This is a genomic window from Corynebacterium pseudopelargi (genome assembly GCF_003814005.1).
GTDB classification, from domain to species: domain Bacteria; phylum Actinomycetota; class Actinomycetes; order Mycobacteriales; family Mycobacteriaceae; genus Corynebacterium; species Corynebacterium pseudopelargi.
The window spans coordinates 1,578,109-1,592,127 of record NZ_CP033898.1; the positions used below are offsets into that span (position 1 = coordinate 1,578,109).

General features: G+C 57.4%; 17 protein-coding genes and 1 tRNA gene. 5 read left to right on the plus strand and 13 right to left on the minus strand.

The genetic code is table 11. From position 1 onward, the window contains the following. Positions 1–2: 2 nt before the first annotated feature. The 3 genes from CPPEL_RS07355 to mca all read right to left on the minus strand — a co-directional run bounded on the left by CPPEL_RS07355 (position 3) and on the right by mca (position 2,068). Positions 3–815, minus strand: a complete 813-nt coding sequence (locus CPPEL_RS07355; protein WP_123961282.1) for an isoprenyl transferase — start codon at positions 813–815, stop codon at positions 3–5. Then, positions 815–1,087 (minus strand): hypothetical protein, encoded by a 273-nt coding sequence (locus CPPEL_RS07360; RefSeq protein ID WP_123960507.1) that lies wholly within the window; start codon positions 1,085–1,087, stop codon positions 815–817. Before CPPEL_RS07360 ends, CPPEL_RS07355 begins: the two co-directional genes overlap by 1 nt. A gap of 108 nt (positions 1,088–1,195) precedes the next feature. Then, complete coding sequence (gene mca, locus CPPEL_RS07365) at positions 1,196–2,068, minus strand: mycothiol conjugate amidase Mca (RefSeq protein WP_123960508.1); 873 nt, start codon at positions 2,066–2,068, stop codon at positions 1,196–1,198. A 151-nt stretch (positions 2,069–2,219) separates the two neighbouring features. Between mca and CPPEL_RS07370 the strand changes: the two genes are divergently transcribed. The 3 genes from CPPEL_RS07370 (at position 2,220) to CPPEL_RS07380 (ending at position 3,932) form a co-directional block, all read left to right on the plus strand. Beyond that, positions 2,220–2,657 carry a DUF4307 domain-containing protein gene (locus CPPEL_RS07370; RefSeq protein ID WP_123960509.1) on the plus strand — a complete coding sequence of 146 codons (438 nt, stop codon included), beginning with the start codon at positions 2,220–2,222 and terminating at the stop codon, positions 2,655–2,657. 123 nt (positions 2,658–2,780) lie between these two features. Then, a complete protein-coding gene (greA, locus tag CPPEL_RS07375) occupies positions 2,781–3,302 on the plus strand; it encodes a transcription elongation factor GreA (RefSeq protein ID WP_123960510.1) in 522 nt (173 codons plus the stop codon). Positions 3,303–3,326: 24 nt separating this feature from the next. Then, positions 3,327–3,932 (plus strand): hypothetical protein, encoded by a 606-nt coding sequence (locus tag CPPEL_RS07380; protein ID WP_123960511.1) that lies wholly within the window; start codon positions 3,327–3,329, stop codon positions 3,930–3,932. A 66-nt stretch (positions 3,933–3,998) separates the two neighbouring features. Here the strand turns inward: CPPEL_RS07380 and CPPEL_RS07385 are convergent, their stop codons facing one another. The 10 genes from CPPEL_RS07385 to CPPEL_RS07425 all read right to left on the minus strand — a co-directional run bounded on the left by CPPEL_RS07385 (position 3,999) and on the right by CPPEL_RS07425 (position 11,699). After that, on the minus strand, positions 3,999–4,808 hold the full coding sequence (locus CPPEL_RS07385) for a Bax inhibitor-1/YccA family protein (protein ID WP_123960512.1): 810 nt from the start codon (positions 4,806–4,808) through the stop codon (positions 3,999–4,001). Positions 4,809–4,919: 111 nt separating this feature from the next. Next, positions 4,920–5,909, minus strand: a complete 990-nt coding sequence (locus tag CPPEL_RS07390; protein ID WP_123960513.1) for a helix-turn-helix domain-containing protein — start codon at positions 5,907–5,909, stop codon at positions 4,920–4,922. Positions 5,910–6,015: 106 nt separating this feature from the next. Next, on the minus strand, positions 6,016–6,177 hold the full coding sequence (locus tag CPPEL_RS11160; RefSeq protein ID WP_164470394.1) for a hypothetical protein: 162 nt from the start codon (positions 6,175–6,177) through the stop codon (positions 6,016–6,018). A 144-nt stretch (positions 6,178–6,321) separates the two neighbouring features. Continuing rightward, positions 6,322–6,398 (minus strand) — tRNA-Leu (locus tag CPPEL_RS07395). A gap of 68 nt (positions 6,399–6,466) precedes the next feature. Then, positions 6,467–7,429, minus strand: coding sequence for a Ppx/GppA phosphatase family protein (locus tag CPPEL_RS07400; protein WP_123960514.1), 963 nt, complete (start codon positions 7,427–7,429; stop codon positions 6,467–6,469). 22 nt (positions 7,430–7,451) lie between these two features. Further along, the gene (locus CPPEL_RS07405) at positions 7,452–8,012 is read right to left on the minus strand and encodes a DUF501 domain-containing protein (RefSeq protein ID WP_123960515.1); all 561 of its coding nucleotides are present in this window, start codon (positions 8,010–8,012) and stop codon (positions 7,452–7,454) included. Between the two features lie 70 nt (positions 8,013–8,082). Continuing rightward, the gene (locus tag CPPEL_RS07410; RefSeq protein WP_164470395.1) at positions 8,083–8,607 is read right to left on the minus strand and encodes a septum formation initiator family protein; all 525 of its coding nucleotides are present in this window, start codon (positions 8,605–8,607) and stop codon (positions 8,083–8,085) included. 93 nt (positions 8,608–8,700) lie between these two features. Further along, on the minus strand, positions 8,701–9,978 hold the full coding sequence (eno, locus tag CPPEL_RS07415) for a phosphopyruvate hydratase (protein ID WP_123960517.1): 1,278 nt from the start codon (positions 9,976–9,978) through the stop codon (positions 8,701–8,703). 327 nt (positions 9,979–10,305) lie between these two features. Next, positions 10,306–11,091: a lytic transglycosylase domain-containing protein gene (locus CPPEL_RS07420; RefSeq protein ID WP_123960518.1), complete on the minus strand. Its 786-nt coding sequence runs from the start codon at positions 11,089–11,091 to the stop codon at positions 10,306–10,308. Positions 11,092–11,102: 11 nt separating this feature from the next. Next, positions 11,103–11,699, minus strand: a complete 597-nt coding sequence (locus CPPEL_RS07425) for a MazG nucleotide pyrophosphohydrolase domain-containing protein (RefSeq protein WP_123960519.1) — start codon at positions 11,697–11,699, stop codon at positions 11,103–11,105. A gap of 158 nt (positions 11,700–11,857) precedes the next feature. On the opposite strand from CPPEL_RS07425, the gene efeO reads away from it, so the two are divergent. Both efeO and efeB read left to right on the plus strand, forming a co-directional pair. After that, a complete protein-coding gene (efeO, locus tag CPPEL_RS07430; RefSeq protein ID WP_123960520.1) occupies positions 11,858–12,775 on the plus strand; it encodes an iron uptake system protein EfeO in 918 nt (305 codons plus the stop codon). Further along, positions 12,772–14,019: an iron uptake transporter deferrochelatase/peroxidase subunit gene (gene efeB / locus CPPEL_RS07435; protein WP_123960521.1), complete on the plus strand. Its 1,248-nt coding sequence runs from the start codon at positions 12,772–12,774 to the stop codon at positions 14,017–14,019. The genes efeO and efeB overlap by 4 nt, the downstream gene beginning before the upstream one ends.

Consider the following 14,019-nt stretch of genomic DNA (forward strand, 5'->3'; position numbering starts at 1 on the left):
GATTATTTGCCAAAGCGCCGACTGCGCTTGGAGTATTCACGCAGGGCTCGAAGGAAGTCGAGGCGGCGAAACGCCGGCCAGTAGGTATCGGTAAACCAGATTTCCGAATACGCCGCCTGCCAGAGCAAAAACCCCGAGAGGCGTTGCTCCCCTGAGGTGCGGATGACCAAATCTGGGTCCGGCTGACCTGAGGTGTAGAGGTGTTTGGAAATCGAGTCCACACTCACTGCCTCAGCGATCTGATTGGCAGGTACTCCCGAGCGAGCGGCGTCGGCGATGAGCTCACGCACGGCGTCGACAATTTCTTGGCGTCCGCCATAACCTACAGCCACATTGACTGCCACGCCGGTGTGCTCGGCAGTTAATTCCTCAGCGCTGCGCAACCGCTGCGCTACTCGCTCGGGCAGCAGGTCGAGGTGGCCGACGAGGCGCACGCGACAATTGGTGGCTTCATCTGCGAGTTCATCGACAACATCGCCGATGATATTAAACAGCAGCTCCAGCTCATCGCTTTTCCGGCCTAGGTTCTCGGTGGAAAGCAGGTAGACAGTCACCAATTCCACATCGGTGTTTTGGCACCAACGAACCAGCTCACCAATCTTGCGAGCCCCCACGCGATGCCCGTGGCTGATATCGGCAAAACCTGCCTCACGAGCCCAGCGACGGTTGCCATCGCACATCACCGCAACATGCTTGGGCTGAGCTACACCTGCGATTTCTCGGCGCAAACGGCGCTCATACACCGGGTACAGCACGGCATCGGCAAGCCTGCGCACTCGCTGCTGAGCCTTGCTAGCCAATTCGAGTGCCTGCATCACAGCCAGTGCTTCTTCCGGCGATCAAGCACCCCCGCTTCTTCCATCGCCTTATCTACTGCCTGCTCATCGAATACATCAAGGCCGTGGGCCTCAGCGAACATGCGGCGTCGATTCATGCGCGAATAGCGACGATGGAAGGCATAGCCAAGGTAAAGCACCAGCACCAACAGTGCCACGAGCACCAGCCAGCCCACCGGCGATGCCTTGCCAAACTCAGATCCAGCAGGTCCAGGGCCTTGCTGCGCCAAAATCAAAAGATCAGTGGTCATGCCTTTTCTAAGCTCCTTGGATAATGCTTGTTGCTCGTCACGCTCATTCTAGTACCCCACCGCCTACTTCCAGGTTCGTGCTGGCTGTGAGGTTATCAGCGCAGGTATTTAGCCTTGCTCATCAATACCAGCGAAGAGATCATCTTCCGGGATCGAGGTGCTCACACGCGTGGCTGCCAGCTCGAATTCTTCTGTGGGCCACAGGCGCTGCTGCACCTCCACCGGGGTGGCAAAAAATGTTCCTGCGGGATCAATTTGGGTGGCATGTGCCCGAAGGGCATTATCGCGTTGCTCGAAAAAGTCTGCGCAATGCACTTGTGTGGTGACTCGGGCCATCACATCGGCCTTATTGGCCTTCCAGCGCTCAAGAATGTCGCTATAGGGGCTCGGTTTGCCTTGCTCGATCAGCAGATTGTGGAACATCTCCATGCGCTGGCGGATAAAGCCGTGGGTGTAATAAAGCTTCAGTGGCTGCCAAGGCTGGCCCAACTCCGGGCGGTATTGACCAAGCCCTGCTCGCTCCCAGGCCAACATCGACACCTCGTGGACCTTGAGGTGATCTGGGTGGGGATAGCCACCATTTTCGTCATAGGTGATGATCACATGCGGGCGGAACTGGCGGATAACTGCCACCACCTTCGCCACCACCTCATCGGTATCTGCCAGAGCAAAACTACCTTCAGGCAAAGGCGGGAGCGGATCACCTTCGGGCAAACCCGAATCGACATACCCAAGCCAAGCATGCGAAGCGCCGATGGCTTTGATTGCCTGGGCCATTTCTTCGCGTCGAATAGCGCTCATATTTTCCGCGACCCCAGGCTTGTTCATCGCCGGGTTGAGGATATCTCCGCGCTCACCACCGGTGCAGGTAAGCACCATCACCTCGTGGCCCATGGCGGCATACTTTGCCATGGTGGCTGCACCTTTGCTCGATTCATCATCGGGGTGTGCGTGGATGGCCAACAAACGAAGTGGTTTCATGGCGTAACTCTCCTCACCTTTTCAAGGCTTAACGGATGCGTGCTATTGCTAATCAGTGTGCAACCATCCTAGCGTGAGTACGGTTGGCTATTATGGTCTAGTCCCATGGTCGAATTGACTCAAGCAAAAGTTGCAAGGAGTGCACTATCTTATGGCTCGCAAACGCTATGCCGCAGGCGCTAATTCAAGCCAGCAATCCACGCTCAGCGGCAAGTTGCTTGCCATTTTGATCCTGGTCATGGTCTTCGCCGTGGCAATCGCCGCGTTCAGGCTAGTAAAGCAGCAACAAGCCGTGACCATTACCGGCAAGACGGCCGAGGTAACCCAGCTCAGCGATAATGAATTCAAGCTGAGCTTCGACGTCACCCGTGACGATACCTCCACCGATTCCTATTGCATTGTCAAGGCCTTGAATTATGACATGGCCGAGGTAGGCCGCCGCGAAGTGGTGATCCCCGCTGGTGGTAGCCGATCTGGGCGCTATGAAACGGTGATTACCACCAGCGGCCCGGGCGCATCGGCGGATGTTTATGGCTGTGCGACTGAACTCCCCTTCTACCTGAGCGCCCCAGATTCCCCTGCAAGCTAGCCAAGGTGCTAGTATCTTGCAGTAATTACGCCAACAAGCCCCGCTACGACGGGGCTTCGCCATTGCAGCGCTGGCGTGCGCACCGTCGAATAACACCAATGAACCATTAGCAAGGAAGTCACCGTGGCTGAGAACCAGAAGCAATACATCACTCCCGAGACCAAGGCCAAGCTCGAAGAAGAGCTCAACGCCCTGATCGCCCACCGCCCCGTGGTGGCAGCGGAGATCAACGAGCGCCGTGAAGAAGGCGACCTCAAAGAAAACGCCGGCTACGACGCCGCCCGCGAGATGCAGGACCAGGAAGAGGCCCGCATCAAGCAGATCTCGGAGATCCTTGCCAACTCCACCACCGAGCGCGCCGGCATCGTCGATGGCGTTGCCTACGTCGGCTCCGTTGTACACGTCTACTACAACGAAGACCCCTCCGATAAGGAGACCTTCCTCATCGGTACGCGCGCTGCTGCCAGCGATAACAAGGACCTCGAAACCTACTCCGAGCAGTCCCCCTTGGGCGCAGCCATCATCGGCGCCAAGGAAGGCGAAACCCGCGAATACACCGCACCTAATGGCCGCACCATCAAGGTCACCGTGGAATCTGCAGCTCCTTATGACTCCACCAAGGCTGCGACTCCCCGCAAGGCATAATTCGCTTTCTTTGATCGTGACCCTATGAGTTCGACGTTCTTGCAGGCCGCTTCCGCACTGGGAGCGGCCTTTGCGCTGAGCTGCACCTTAAGCGCCTGCGGCACCAGCGAAACCTCAGCACCAAGCACGCAGGCTACTGCACCAAGCACGCAGGCTACTGCATCGAGCAAAGCCACAAGCAAGCCGGCACAATCTAGTACGCAACGGGCAACCACTACTGCTAGCACCGCATCCAGCAAGGCCCGCTCGAGTACAGCTTCTCGCTCCTCAGCCGCCAAACCCTCCGCCGCCAAATCTTCTGCTGCATCGTCTTCTGCTGCGCGTCCGAAGCGTTCTACTACTGCCCCCTATCCGGCCAAGGCGCTACCTGGCTGGAAAAACTGCATTGCTGATCCAGAATTAAAGCCTTCTACCGTGATGCTCGATTGCATCCATGAAGCAAGCTTTGTGGAAAAAATAAAGTGGAAAACCTGGGCCGGTGAGCAGGCCGTTGGTTCTGGCACTTTTGTCAACGAGGATTGCGGGGATCGTACTTGCGATAAGCCCCAACGTTCGAAGGTGACGGTGATGCTCAGCGATCCCGTGGAAACCCCCGAAGGCATTGTATTTAGCAGCGCTACAACCTACTAGCTAGAAAAAAAACCGCCACCTCAGATACGAGGTGGCGGTTTTTAACGTTGAGTGCTGCTTGAGCAACTAGCTGCGGTTGAAGTAGCTGATCAGGCGAAGGATCTCGGTGTACAGCCACACCAGGGTCACTGCCAGACCAAGGGCTACACCCCAGGCGTAGTTGGAGGGGGCACCCTCGCGGATGAGGCGATCGGCCAGATCGAAGTCGCTGAGGAAGCTCAGTGCAGCAAGGCCGATGCAGACTAAGGAGAAGACGATGGCGATGGGGCCGCCGTTATACAGCGGGTTGGTGCCGGTGAACAGACCAAGCAGGAGGCTGCCCAGGGAGAGCACCAGCACGCCGACGATGGCGCCAGTGAGCACACGCTGGAACTTCGGGGTGACCTTTACGGCACCGGTCTTATATACCCACAGCATGCCGGCGAAGACACCCACGGTACCCAGCACGGCCTGGCCAATCATCATTGCGGCGTTGGAGCCGCCAACGGTTACGCCGGTGAAAAGACCGGAGAGGCCACCAACGAAGAGGCCTTCGAAGGCTGCGTAGACAAGGGTGACAGTCTTGGAGCCGAATTTCTTGCCAAAGCTTGCCACGAACACCGTGATCAAACCGCCAAACATACCCACGAAGGTGAGGATATAAGCCAGACCCGGGCTGGTGAGCAGCAAGCCGAAGTTGAGCACGGCGCCAACCACGATCACGCCGAGGGTGATGGCGGTTTTGGTCACCACATCATCGACGGTCATGGGGCGGTCTGCTACCTGAGACTCCTGGAAACCCTGGTAGGGGTTTTGCTGCATGCCTGGCGCATAGGCGGCCTGCTGGCCGCGCTGCGAGTTCGTGAGCGAGGTCAACACGGGGTTGCTACTGCGCATGGAAAGAACAATCCTTTCTTTAAGGACGTGCCTCAAGATTTGTTAATAACGTACATACCTAACAACGCCCAAGCATGGCACGGTGTTCCCGAACGCGCCACTTTTTTGTTCTTAGCCAAGCTGCGGTTGCAGGCTTTGGCGCGCGGCCGCAAGCTCTGCCTCGCTAAGGGCCTCCATCGGCGCCTCCCAGGCGTTGCGGGCAATCTGCTCAAGCGTGATTGGCCCTTCTGCCTGCTCAAGTGACAGTGCCAAGGCCACCGAACCTGCAGCAACATCCAAGCGGGTATCGGTACCGGCGGGAATGGTCACTGTGTCGCCCTGGGCAACAAAGCGGCAATAACCGGGCGTGGTTACCGTGGCTGTGCCTGCATAAATCCACATCACCACGTCGGTGCGGGCACGAGCAAACATGGTGGATTGCGGCACCGTTGGGGCAGGTGCCTGCTTCTTGCCCACACCCGCATGTACTGCGAAGGCAGCAGGGGTAAAGCCTGTGTGGCGCTGGAATGCGCGGTTGAGCGAGGACGCTGCCTGGAAGCCCACTCGCTTGGATACCTGGGCTACCGGCAGGCGCTGTTCCAGCAGCGCGATGGCGGCGTGCACACGCTGGGCGGCGCGCCATTCGCTAAAGATCAAGCCGGTTTCTTTTAAGAACTGGCGTTGCAAGGTCCGCGAACTTACTCCAACTTGTTCTGCAAAGCGCAGCAGAGATTTTTGTGATGCCGGGTGGCGGCGTAGTTGCCTGGCCACGGTGCGCGCCTCGGTGGAGGTAGGCATGATCGGCTGGTAGGTGGTGGCTCGCACGAGGTTGGAAAGCTCGGGGCTGAGTCCCCTGCCGCCAATCCTTTGCCGTGAGAACTCGTAGACCATAAAGGAATTCCACTGCACGCCTAGGCGCAGGCGGCGTGGCTGCACGGCATCGATGGGGCATGCCATGGGCAGCACCGTGGCAGTGCCTTGCACATAGCTGCCTTGTGGGGCAATGAGCAGATCGCCGGCACTCAAGGGTACGAGGCGATCATGGGTGATAAGTGTTGCACTTCCTTCGACGCACCACAGCAGTTGCGTTGTAGTACTGGGGTGCATTGGCACGTTCAGCATGTCCCTGACCTTTCCACAAATATTACAAAGGCAAGGATACCCTAAGCCGGTGGAGGAATGAAGATAAGAACAGGAAGTGGGCCTAATTCATTCACCCACCGCACCCCTAGCGGTGACGCGGAGCTACCGATTCGGGCGCACGCTTGGCTTCAGCGGTACCAAAGTTGGTGGTTTGCTGGTGAATATGGCGGCGTTCTGGAAGATAGGTCCAAGCTCCGGCCTTATAGGGATCTGCCGGCAGAAGGTGATAGACAGCAGCAGCACTCATGGAAGATGTCCTTTTACTCGAGATTGCGTTTCTTTCTCTCGAATCTAAAGCGACAAGCTGACCAGGGACTTTCTAAAAGCTGTTAGCAACCTGAAGATTTGGATAAGAATCCATCACGGTGCCACCCCAAGCACCTGAATAACATGGTGCCCCCAGTGGGACTCGAACCCACACTTGATCGATTTTAAGTCGACTGCCTCTGCCAATTGGGCTATGGGGGCAAGCGCGTATTTCAGCGCGTTGAATAGTCTAACCCACGAAGGGGCCGTTGTTCGAAACACCAGGAAGGCTAGGCTTTCGAGCCTTGCTCAAACAATTGCGCCACGATGCCATCCAGGATGTCTTTTTCTGAAATCACAATGGTATTTGCAGCGGTATTGCGGTGAATCATTTCAATAATGCCCTCTACCACCACCGATCCACCGGCAATGACATCGGCGCGACCGGGATGCATGACAGGATGCACCAAACGCTCGGCTGAGCTTTCGGCAATTAATTGGCGAGTAATCGTGTGCAAAGACTCGGTGCGCAGCACTGCATTGTGAATGGCCTTGGGGTCATATTCTTCAAGCCCCAACGCCAAGGCAGCCAAGGTAGTAAAAGTACCTGCACAGCCAACAAAGGTGTGGGCTTGATCAATAGGCACGATGGTTTCTACCTCTTTGATCCGCTCGGCCACATAGTCCTCGGCAATTTCTACTTCCGTAGCGGTTGGAGGATCACTCCTCATAATCCGCTCGCTCAGGCGCACACAGCCCATGCGGGTGGAATGGGAACCGAAAATGCTGCCATCGGCATCCCCCACCACAAATTCAGTAGAACCGCCGCCAAGATCCATCACGCAAAATGGGCCGTCTTGCTGGTCGAGATCTGCCACCGCTCCACGGAAAGAAAGCGCGGCTTCTTCCTCACCGCTAATAACTTCGGCCCTGTAGCCCGGGCGGATTCTTCCCAGTAAAGAACCAGTCATGCGGAAGAACTCATCGCGGTTGCTCACATCCCTGCTGGCAGAGGTAGCCACCATCCTGAGCTTGGTCACGCCAAGATCTTCCATCGTCTCGACGTATTCTTCGAGCGCGTTTCTCACGCGCTCTAAAGCCTCAGGGGCGAAAGCACCGGTGGCATCCACGCCTTCTCCAAGGCGCACCACCTTCATCTCGCGGGTGACGTCGGCAATGGAGCCCTCGCGAAGCTCCGAAACCAGCAAACGAATCGAGTTGGTTCCGCAATCAATGGCCGCGACGCGCGTCATCCATGTTCTCCTTTAATATCTCTTAAGCCTTCGGTGCTTCTGCGTGGCTGAAATCAAAACCTTCAAGATCAATGCCAAGATCGGCGCACGTTGGCCAATCCTGAGCAATAGCCGTGCCGCGAAGATCCGCATGTTCTGCAGCCATCGCTACCGCCTCGGTGCCCAGACGCACGTGCCCTGGGCCTTTAGCCAGGGCGTAGGCCATGAGCACGTGCAAGCACTTCACACGCTCGGGCATACCACCGCCGCTGAAATCGGTGCCGAGATCTTCAATGGCATTGCGCTCAGCCAAGTAGGCCTCATGGGCTTGGCGGTAGTCTTCTGCCAACTCCTCATCTTCAGCCAGGCGCTTGGTCATCCACTTCATCACCTGTGCTACCTCTAAACGCGAAGCCTCGGCGGTAAGACGCGGATCGGTGAGGTAAAACAGGGTTGGAAACGGGGTGCCATCTTCAAGGCGCGGTGCAGTTTTTACTACACCAGGTGCCCCATCGGGGCAACGATAGGCAATCTCAAGCACGCCACGCGGCGTGCGACCCAGTTGCTGTTCTACTGCTTGAAGATCACTAGCGGAAACACTCATGTCGAACATTCTCACACGCGCGGCATAGCTTTCACGAATACACCGCGTTGGAGGTGCCGATGAGGCGAAGTTAAGGTGTTGCTTCCTCAGGGGCAGGAGCGATGGGCAGATGCATCTCTGGGTCTTCCTCGGGAGCTTCTTCTACCGGCGCAGTAGCCAGTGATTTCCACAGCACCTTATACCAAGGCTTTTCCCGATCAAGTTCGGCATCATCGTTGGCGTTTGCGCTCGTGGCATCTTCCAACGCTGGGTCTACCAAACGGAAGGCTGTTTCTCCCTGCTCGACCAAACCAAGGCGTAATTTGGCTTGCTCGCGAATATAGGCCTCGTCTTGGTAGCGGTCGATTTCTTCGATGAGCTGTTCTTTTTCTTGCTCTTTAGAGGCAATCGAGGCCTCTACCCGCTTCATCTCTGCCTTTTGCTGCAGATAGGTATTTAAGGGGGTGTAGATCATAAAAGAGACAAACACTAATACGCCTAAAAGCACCAGGGCACGAAGACCGCTTAGAGAAAATGGTGCTTGCAGCCGAAGGCGACGCTTTTCCGGTTCGCTGCGATTGGCCACCGGCACGGCGCGTTTGCTCTTGATCCTCATAAGGATATTCATTCTAGCCACAGCAATAACAAAGGGGCGTCACCGTCGCCGGTGACGCCCCTCATATTTAGCCTTGAAGGCTCTAGGTGTTCCTTAGGCCTTGAAGCGCGGGAAGGCGGAGCGGCCTGCATAGACTGCTGCATCGCCAAGCTCTTGCTCGATACGCAGGAGCTGGTTGTACTTAGCAACGCGCTCTGAGCGTGCAGGAGCACCGGTCTTGATCTGGCCGCAGCCAAGCGCCACTGCGAGATCAGCAATGGTGGTGTCTTCGGTTTCACCGGAGCGGTGCGACATCATGGTGCGGTAGCCATTGCGGTGAGCAAGATCAACGGCATCGAAGGTCTCGGTCAGGGTGCCGATCTGGTTCACCTTCACCAGCAGGGCGTTGGCGGCCTTCTTGTCAATGCCTTCTTGCAGGCGGGCAGGGTTGGTTACGAAGAAGTCGTCGCCAACGAGCTGGACCTTGTCGCCGATGGCGGCGGTCAAGGAGGTGTAGCCCTCCCAGTCGTCTTCCTGCAGCGGATCCTCGATGGAGACGATGGGGTATTCGTCGATAAGCTGCTCGTAGACCTTGGACATTTCTTCGGCGGTGTGCTCGCCACCTTCGAAGTGGTACTTGCCGTCCTTGTAGAACTCGGAGGAAGCAACGTCGAGTGCCAAAGCGATATCCTCGCCAGGCTTGAAGCCGGCCTTCTCAATAGCCTCAACGATCAGGTCGAGTGCAGCCTTGGTGGAGTCGACGGAAGGAGCGAAGCCGCCTTCATCGCCAAGACCGGTGGAAAGGCCCTTGGCCTTAATCACGGACTTCAGGGCGTGGTAGACCTCGGCACCCATGCGCAGGGCGTCGGCGAAGCTTTCAGCACCGATAGGTGCAATCATGAACTCCTGAACATCCACGCCGGAGTCGGCGTGAGCGCCACCGTTGACGATGTTCATCATGGGCACGGGCAGCAGGTGAGCGTTGGGGCCGCCGATGTAGCGGTACAGGGGCAGGCCAGCAGACTCAGCAGCAGCCTTGGCCACGGCCATGGACACACCCAAGATGGCGTTGGCACCCAGGCGAGACTTGTTCTCGGTGCCGTCGAGCTCGATCATGGCCATATCGATCAGGCGCTGATCATCAGCCTCGGCACCTGCGATAGCGTCAGCGATTTCCTCGTTAACGTTCTCTACTGCCTTCAGCACACCCTTGCCCAGGTAGCGGTCGCCACCATCGCGCAGCTCGTGAGCCTCGTGCACACCGGTGGAGGCACCGGAGGGAACGCCGGCAACGCCGTGTGCGCCGTCGTCGAGGAATACTTCTGCTTCTACGGTGGGGTTGCCACGGGAGTCGAGAATCTCGCGTGCAAATACGTGCATAATGTCAGCCACTGTTGGTCTCCTATAGCCGTTGTGGATTCTAGATTCGCCCGCCCTGGAACACAGGGCGCGCTCTAGCGCTCAGTTTACGCGGGCTTCGGGCTTCATGCCCCGGTGAATAAGCTCCAAGGACCTTGGTATGTACCGGCACAAGAATGTGGGTTCAAACAACTCGCTTGCCCGAATTCCGTGTTCCTAGCCAATTATGCCAACAATTCGGAAACAATACCGCCCGATTTTCGTGAGTTTTTGCACACTTAACGCAGCCAGGCGCAAAATTCGGACACACCCGGAAAAACTCTGTGCGGGGGTTAGGCGTGGGGCTTTAAGTGCGGGGCTTTAAGCGCGCTGCTCCAAGGCATAGGAGGCTGCGGCGTTTCTAACATTGCGCAGATACTCCTCAGATTGGTTATAGGCACGGATCGCAGCGGCCCAGCCCTCGGGTGTGTCCAGGTCGCCACCCTTGGTGCAAAGCAGGTTCGCGGCCGAGGCGGCTGCATCATCGATCTGGTTTGGGTCTGCTACCCCATCGCCATTGGCGTCGCGCCCGTACACGCTCCAGGATTCGGGGATGAACTGCATTGGACCTACAGCGCGATCAAATTCGGTATCGCCGTCTAATTTGCCTTCATCGGTATCTTCTACCTTGGCAAACCCAGGCGAACCATCCAGGGCAACGCCAACGATCGGGGGCAGCACATAGCCTTGTTCGTCAATGTGGCGGCTGCCAAAAAGCTGGCCGGAGTAGCTGCCGTGGCGGGTTTCGACAAAGCCGATGCCAGCAAGCGTGCCCCAGTTGAGGTGACATTCTGGGTAGGACTGCCTGGCAATTAATTCAGCGTTGCCATAGGCACGCAGTGCGGCCTCGGGGATACCCGTTTTTTCTGCCAGCGGCTCTGCCCAAAATTGCAGCTTATCGCTGGTGCGCCCGGGGGTATTGACGTCGATTTCGGGCACCGCTGCGGCATCGGCTGGGGGAACATCTTCTGGCACTTTGTGCCATTGGCGCAAAGAATTCGAATCATCGATCACCGTGAGAGCCCAGCCCACCAGCGCAATGACCATCACAATCGCAAGCAGTACCACGACTGCACACCCTGCTGCTCCTCGCGCTGATTTCGCCATGGCGAGCTATCCTACCGCAGTTTGCCTTCCTCCCAGAGACGAACCTGCTCATCGGCGCTGACTACTTCAGTGGTGCCATCGAAAAGATACGGTGCGCGCTTTTGCAGTTTTGCTACGAAGGCCGCGGCAACGTCGTTGAGGTCAAATGCGCCGCGTCGATCGGCGATCTCGGCGTGGAAGAGCACCTGCAGGAGGACGTCGGCAAGCTCATTGCAAAGCTGTTCATCACTGCCGCCTTGCTCAATCACCTCTTTGAGCTCTGCGGTTTCTTCTTCTAGATAGGGCACCAGCGTGGCATGGGTTTGAAGCTGCTCCCACTCCCCGAGATGCAAGGCGCGTTGCATCGTTCGAATGGCTTGGCCCATCGCCTCGTTGCGGCTGGGAACTTCGAGGATCTCCTCGCCTTTGGCGCGGGCTTCCTGCACGGCTGCTGCGTGCTCGTCGGTGCTCACCAGGAGGGTGCTATCCCCTGGGGCGACGCAATCGCCGAAATCCCAACGCACGGTCACGGGCACCTCATCGGTGTAGACAACCTCGCCTTTGAGTTTGGGCACAAATTGAAAAGGAATCAGCGTTGGCCATCGGGCGTCTAGGAGCAAAACGGTCATGCGTTCCATGATAGAGCTTGTGGGCAAACGCACCTACCCCCTATTCGCCAAATGCTTATAGGCAAACCTAAGCTAAGCATTAAGGGTTAGTAGAGCCTTAGCTACTTGCCTATTTTGTACACAGCTATCTCAAGTCGCTCCCCTCAAGGAGGAACCTCATGCGTCTATCCCGTCCAGCACTCAGCGCCGCTGCCCTCGCACTTACTGCAACCCTGGCAGCCTGCTCCGGCAATGGTGAGGAAGCCGACACCACCAAGGCATCCTCTTCCGATACCACCGTTCAGTCTTCCGAGGCACAAAATGACACCTCGGATAAGGACGCAGCCGATGAAGATTCCGAAGCTCATAAAGCAGCCGTAACCAAGTACACCGAGTACGTTCGCGGCCAAGTTGCCAGCCTGCAGGGTGTGGGCAAGGAATTCATCGCCGCTATCGAAGCCGGCAATGTGGATGAAGCCAAGCGCCTCTACCCCGTTGCCCGCGAGCCTTATGAGCGCATCGAGCCTGTTGCCGAATCCTTCGGTGACCTCGACGCCCGCATTGACCTGCGTGAGGCCGACCTTGAAGATGGCGATTCTTGGAGCGGCTTCCACAAGATCGAGAAGGATCTCTGGGTAGAAAACAAGATCACCGATAGCACCAAGAAGGACGCCCAGCAGCTCTCCAAGGATATCGAGGAACTGGCCAAGAAGGTCGACGCCAGCGATTACACCCTCAGCGCCGAGGACATCGCCGCCGGTGCACAGGAGCTTCTCGACGAAGTCTCCACCTCCAAGATCACCGGTGAAGAAAACGTCTTCTCCCACACCGACCTCTACGATTTCCAGGCCAACGTCGAAGGCTCCAAGGCAGCCATCGATTCGCTTTCCCCGATCCTCTCCGAAACCAAGCCCGAGCTCATCGGTGAGATCCAGGCCGAATTTGGCAAGGTGCAAAGCCTGCTTGGTCAGCTCCGCGAAGGCGACGGCTTTGTCAGCTACGACAAGGTCGACGATGCAAAGCGTAAAGAACTCTCCAGCGCCCTTGACGCCTTGACCGCCAAGGTTGCTCAAGCACAGGAGGCCGTGGAGAAGTGAGCCAGCGAGTAAGTCGGCGAGGTTTTATCACCGGGGCTTCAGCACTCGCGGGAGCCGTTGCAGGCGCAGCCGCCATCGGCACGAGCGCGTGCAGCACCGAAGAGAAGCAATCCAAAGATCACGTGGTGGATTTCCATGGTGCCCACCAGGCTGGCATCACCACCAAACAGCAAGACAGACTGCACTTTGCAGCCTTCGACGTGATCAGTGATAGCCGCGAAGACCTCGCCGATTTACTCCAAACCTGGACCGAAATGGCCAGGCGCATGAGCAAGGGGGAATTGGCAGAACCCGGCGCGATGGAAGAAGTAGGACAGGCCTCCGTGCCTGGAGATTCCGGCGAAGCCTATGATCTTCCCGCATCCAACCTCACCATCACCGTCGGTTTTGGCCCCTCGCTTTTTGATCAACGCTTCGGTTTGGCCTCTGCCAAGCCAAAAGAACTCAAAGATCTGCCCCACTTCGCAGGCGATATGACTCGCGCTGAGATCTCCCGTGGCGATCTCTGCATCCAGGCCTGCGCGGATGATCCCCAGGTGGCGGTGCATGCGGTGCGCAACTTAGCCCGCGTTGGCACTGGTGTGGTGGAGGTGCGCTGGTCGCAGCTCGGTTTTGGCCACGCCTCTGCTACCACCAAAGGCCAGCAGACCCCACGCAACCTCTTCGGCTTTAAAGACGGCACCAATAACGTCAAGGCCGAGGATCAAGATGTGTTGGATCAATATATTTGGGTCAACAACACCAATAGTTGGTTCGATGGTGGCACCTATTTGATTGCCCGCCGAATCAGGATGCTGATTGAGAATTGGGATCGGCAGGTCTTGCGCGAGCAGGAAGCCACCTTTGGGCGCGAAAAGCGCACGGGTGCACCGCTTGGTGCCGAGGATGAATTCGATGCATTGCCCCTGGATGCCAGCGATGAGCAGGGCAATCCGCTGGTGCCTTTAGATGCGCACTCTCGTTTGGCTTCGCCGGTGGAAAATTCCGGGCACCACATGCTGCGGCGTGCCTATAACTTCACCGATGGCTCCGATGGCTTTGGCCACTTGGATGCGGGCTTGTTCTTCATTGCGATTGTGGCTTCGCCCGAGAAGACCTTCATTCCCATCCAGTCCAAGCTGGCTAAAAAGGACAAGCTCAACGAGTACGTGCGCTATGAATCCTCCTCGATCTTTGCGCTGCCCCCGGGCCTGAAAGATGAAAACGACTGGTGGGGGCGCACATTGTTTGAGCAAACGGCCTAG

Excerpts from the sequence above, each read along its gene's own strand:
- CPPEL_RS07355 (WP_123961282.1), bottom strand. The coding sequence starts at position 815 with ATGCAGGCACTCGAATTGGCTAGCAAGGCTCAGCAGCGAGTGCGCAGG.
- CPPEL_RS07360 (WP_123960507.1), bottom strand. The coding sequence starts at position 1,087 with ATGACCACTGATCTTTTGATTTTGGCGCAGCAAGGCCCTGGACCTGCT.
- mca (WP_123960508.1), bottom strand. The coding sequence starts at position 2,068 with ATGAAACCACTTCGTTTGTTGGCCATCCACGCACACCCCGATGATGAA.
- CPPEL_RS07370 (WP_123960509.1), top strand. The coding sequence starts at position 2,220 with ATGGCTCGCAAACGCTATGCCGCAGGCGCTAATTCAAGCCAGCAATCC.
- CPPEL_RS07380 (WP_123960511.1), top strand. The coding sequence starts at position 3,327 with ATGAGTTCGACGTTCTTGCAGGCCGCTTCCGCACTGGGAGCGGCCTTT.
- CPPEL_RS07385 (WP_123960512.1), bottom strand. The coding sequence starts at position 4,808 with ATGCGCAGTAGCAACCCCGTGTTGACCTCGCTCACGAACTCGCAGCGC.
- CPPEL_RS07390 (WP_123960513.1), bottom strand. The coding sequence starts at position 5,909 with ATGCTGAACGTGCCAATGCACCCCAGTACTACAACGCAACTGCTGTGG.
- CPPEL_RS11160 (WP_164470394.1), bottom strand. The coding sequence starts at position 6,177 with ATGAGTGCTGCTGCTGTCTATCACCTTCTGCCGGCAGATCCCTATAAG.
- CPPEL_RS07400 (WP_123960514.1), bottom strand. The coding sequence starts at position 7,429 with ATGACGCGCGTCGCGGCCATTGATTGCGGAACCAACTCGATTCGTTTG.
- CPPEL_RS07405 (WP_123960515.1), bottom strand. The coding sequence starts at position 8,012 with ATGAGTGTTTCCGCTAGTGATCTTCAAGCAGTAGAACAGCAACTGGGT.
- CPPEL_RS07410 (WP_164470395.1), bottom strand. The coding sequence starts at position 8,607 with ATGAGGATCAAGAGCAAACGCGCCGTGCCGGTGGCCAATCGCAGCGAA.
- CPPEL_RS07420 (WP_123960518.1), bottom strand. The coding sequence starts at position 11,091 with ATGGCGAAATCAGCGCGAGGAGCAGCAGGGTGTGCAGTCGTGGTACTG.
- CPPEL_RS07425 (WP_123960519.1), bottom strand. The coding sequence starts at position 11,699 with ATGACCGTTTTGCTCCTAGACGCCCGATGGCCAACGCTGATTCCTTTT.
- efeO (WP_123960520.1), top strand. The coding sequence starts at position 11,858 with ATGCGTCTATCCCGTCCAGCACTCAGCGCCGCTGCCCTCGCACTTACT.